This is a genomic window from Shewanella sp. 10N.286.45.A1, from assembly GCF_041470405.1.
GTDB lineage: Bacteria > Pseudomonadota > Gammaproteobacteria > Enterobacterales > Shewanellaceae > Shewanella.
Genome location: NZ_JBFRMK010000333.1, coordinates 1 through 3777 on the forward strand (window position 1 = coordinate 1; position 3777 = coordinate 3777).

The 3777-nt window shown below is 43.8% G+C and carries 3 protein-coding genes; all 3 read right to left on the reverse strand.

Annotated features, from left to right (window positions below):
* Positions 1 to 32 precede the first annotated feature (32 nt).
* A complete protein-coding gene (gene secD, locus AB4238_RS20620) occupies positions 33 to 1847 on the reverse strand; it encodes a protein translocase subunit SecD (protein ID WP_372035315.1) in 1815 nt (604 codons plus the stop codon).
* A 307-nt stretch (positions 1848 to 2154) separates the two neighbouring features.
* Positions 2155 to 2712 (reverse strand): hypothetical protein, encoded by a 558-nt coding sequence (locus AB4238_RS20625; RefSeq protein ID WP_372035319.1) that lies wholly within the window; start codon positions 2710 to 2712, stop codon positions 2155 to 2157.
* Between the two features lie 165 nt (positions 2713 to 2877).
* Positions 2878 to 3354: a transcription elongation factor GreA gene (greA, locus tag AB4238_RS20630; RefSeq protein WP_372035317.1), complete on the reverse strand. Its 477-nt coding sequence runs from the start codon at positions 3352 to 3354 to the stop codon at positions 2878 to 2880.
* Positions 3355 to 3777: the final 423 nt, after the last annotated feature.

The window sequence follows — 3777 nt, forward strand, 5'->3', positions numbered from 1 at the left end:
TGCTTAAGTTGCTTAAGTTAGATAATTTCATATTACACCTTCACATCACGTCTAAAGTCACGTCCATATACCCAGTTAACTAATGCTCTAGAAGCAAAAATACCGGTAAACATACTGGTTAGCAGGCCAAGCCCTAAGGTCAAGGCAAAGCCTTGGATCGGACCGTTACCAATCGAATACAGCACAACAGCGGTTATCATAGTGGTAATATTGGCGTCGATAATGGTCGAGAATGCGCTATCAAAACCTCGGTCAATCGCGTGTGCAAAGCTCCTTCCCTCACGTAGTTTGTCCCTAATCCTTTCAAAGATGAGTACGTTTGTATCAACCGCCATGCCCACTGTTAGTACCAGACCAGCAATTCCAGGTAAGGTTAAAACTGCTCCAGGGATTAATGCCAGCAGGCCAAATAGCAGCACCATATTTGATAGAAGCGCCACATTAGCTATCCAGCCTAATCGGCGATACCAAAGCACCATAAACAGTAATGTGAACGCCATACCTAAAGCCAAGGCAGCAAAGCCATTGGTTATGTTTTCTTCACCTAAACTTGGCCCTATGGTGCGCTCCTCTACAATTGTCACAGGTGCAGTCATTGAACCAGCCCTTAATAAAAGTGCTAACTGCTGTGCGCTCGCATAATCGCCAGCGCCAGTGATACTAAAACGGTCCCCTAGTTGTGATCGAATCGTTGCCACGCTTATCACTTCAGTCGTCTGGTTAATTTTACCTTGCTCGTCTCGGCTATATTCACTGTACGATGTCGCCATTGGCTTGCCGATATTGGCGCGAGAAAAGTCTGACATCTTTCTGCCACCATCACGATCGAGGTGAATCACCACTTCAGGCAGCCCCATTTCACCGAGTTGGGCTCTAGCATCAACAATATGCTCTCCGCCAAGTACTGCGCGCCGTGCAACAGATACCGGTTGCCCTTGCTCGTCGTTGAGTGTTTTAGAGTTAACTGAGTTTGACTGCATCACCTGATAGAACGCCAAGCTAGCTGTCGCACCAATTACTGACTTGGCCTCGGCAGGATCTTGTACGCCCGGCAGTTCAATTCGGATCCGATGCTCGCCCTGTCGCTGAACCACAGCTTCGGTGATCCCCAACTGCTCAATGCGGCTGCGCATTATCTGCAAGTTCTGTTTCACTGTGAGATCTTGAATATTGTTTTTTTCAGCAGCAGAAAGCACAACACTTAGCGAGTGCGCACCATTATTACTCAATTGCCAATTCGGATATTTTTGGCTGATGAACGTCCGCAAAGCTTGTCGATGGCTAGAGTCCGAAGTTGTAATTTGCACTCTATCGCCAATTTGCTGCTGTACAGTGACACCAGTTAGAGACTCATCTCTGACGAATTGGCGAACAGACTCCACAAAGGTGTTGTAGTGCAATTTGTAAACTGGCTCGATTTCAACATCCAATAAGAACTGTACGCCGCCACGGAGATCTAACCCTAACTTTATCGGTGAAAATCCTAAGGACAGCATCCAATTAGGGGCTGAAGGGGCTAACATAAGCGTCAGCTCAGATGGATCGTGTACCTGCTTTGCAAGTAACGACTTCAACTGTGCTTGCTGGGAATTATCTCCAAGCACAACTAGAGTTTCTCCGTTTGAATGGTCAATCCTTTTTACGTCAATACCTGAAGATATTAAGCGTTGCTGCAGCGCCAACGGTTCTAGCTTAAGACCGGCATTCTTGCCCACTTGGATAGCGGAATCTTCGCCATAAAAGGTTGGTAGTGCGCTGAAAAACATAATGGTGATAGTGACCACTAACAGCACATATTTCCATGCACTGTAATGGTTTAAAATTGTTGCTTTATTTTGTTTACTCATACTGTTTTGCTCTTTGTATTCACTAAAAACGCGAAAACGAACTGCAGCACCCACTCAGAATGTTATTAATACATTGAGTTCAATGGAGGGATATTGCAGTAACAACTATCAAGAGCAACGCTTCGCCATTAATGACCAATAGAGTCATGTATAAAAACAGTAAAGCGTCACAACAGATTCAAAGGCACTTGATTCAATACATAAGCTTGAAAGTACAAGTACGAGCTAATATCTGAAACTACGGTTTCTGACATCAAAGATGAACTGTTCTTGATAGAGAAGCCTGAAAAGGCTTATTGCTTGTTAGCTAAGCGGAGCGAGTATGGGATAAACGATATAAAAGATTAGACTCTTTCCATGCGGAAAGCCTAGAAGATGAACCATCGATGTGTAATTGCCAATCGACAGCAGGAGTGGAATCCATTCGATAACCGACGGTTAACGATGGAATCACCGGTGAAACGAATTCGAACGCCAGTTGATAGTCTGGTCGACTGTGCAAGCGCTCATGTTGCGCAAAACTCATAAAACGTTGAGATACAAGCGGTGCATATTCCGAGTGTAGCGGGAATGAGTGCCCTAGTTCACGATCGTGTAAACCAGCTTGTATATGTTCTTTTATTGTCGTTTTTTCAGAAGGGTCCAACAAAGTCAGACTCGACGAGTCTTTGATAACCCAGTCCTGAACAGAAATTTGCAACCGTTCTACGAAGGTCTTTTCGGCAACTAAATGACCTGCGTTGGCTTGGATTGAAGATTGGGTTGAAGAGTGCAATTTATACTGGGTTTGGTTTTCTACAGACGCACTTGCTGATATAGGTGACAATAAAAGCCCCCCAATAAGCAACAATATGAACCCAACCATTCCAAACAATCGCACAAAACACCCTATAACTAAATTAATTCAAGCTTATATAAACACACTACCGCGACTTCTCCAAGTTTTGATGATTATCTTGTGAGCCCGATGGCAATCAAAAATATAAAGCCGCTAAGGTTAGCGGCTTTATCTGAGCTTAATACGCTTAACTTAGATGTATTCTACTTTAGTGATTTCAAAATCACTGGTGCCACCTGGGGTGCTAATAGAAATTTCATCATCCACGCTTTTACCCACTAAACCACGAGCAATGGGTGAGCTGACAGAAAGTAAATTCTCTTTCACGTTGGCTTCATCTTCACCCACGATACGGTAAGTCACTTCTTCATCGGTATCGATGTTTAAAATAGTTACCGTGGTGCCAAAAATAACGCGGCCAGTATTTGGCATCGTTGTCACGTCAATGATTTGAGCATGTGACAGTTTACCTTCGATATCTCGAACACGAGCTTCACATAGGCCCTGCTCTTCACGCGCAGCGTGATATTCAGCGTTCTCTTTCAAATCGCCAAGTTCACGAGCTTCACCAATTGCCTCTGCAATTGCTGGGCGACGTTCAAACTTCAAAATATCTAATTCTTTGCGAAGCTGTTCAGCGCCGATAATTGTCATTGGAACCTTGCTCATAATCTTCTTTCGTCTCCTTTAAAACAAAAGCAGGCCTCGCTGACGGCTAAATGTGTCAACGGGGTTAATAATCTAGTGGAATAGCGCCATTGTAAACGCTAAGGGCGAAACATGCACCCTATGGAATGTATAGAGCTTACTCAACCTTGACGATAGTTGCTAGCTAAGTAAGATAAATTTTCATTAATCGAGAACCACTGCAAGATCAATAACTATCTCCCTAAACTAAAATTGCGACAATATAGCCATCACAGAAAGAAATTGAACGACTCAGAGCATCTTTAGTTGAATCAACAAGGTGAACCGTTCATATACTACCTGGCAGTCGGATATTGCAGGCAAGAGACTAAATAGGGTCGAAGTAGGAAAAATACCAAAGCAGCTACCGACGCGCGAATAATGATCTTATACCAGTTGCATTAA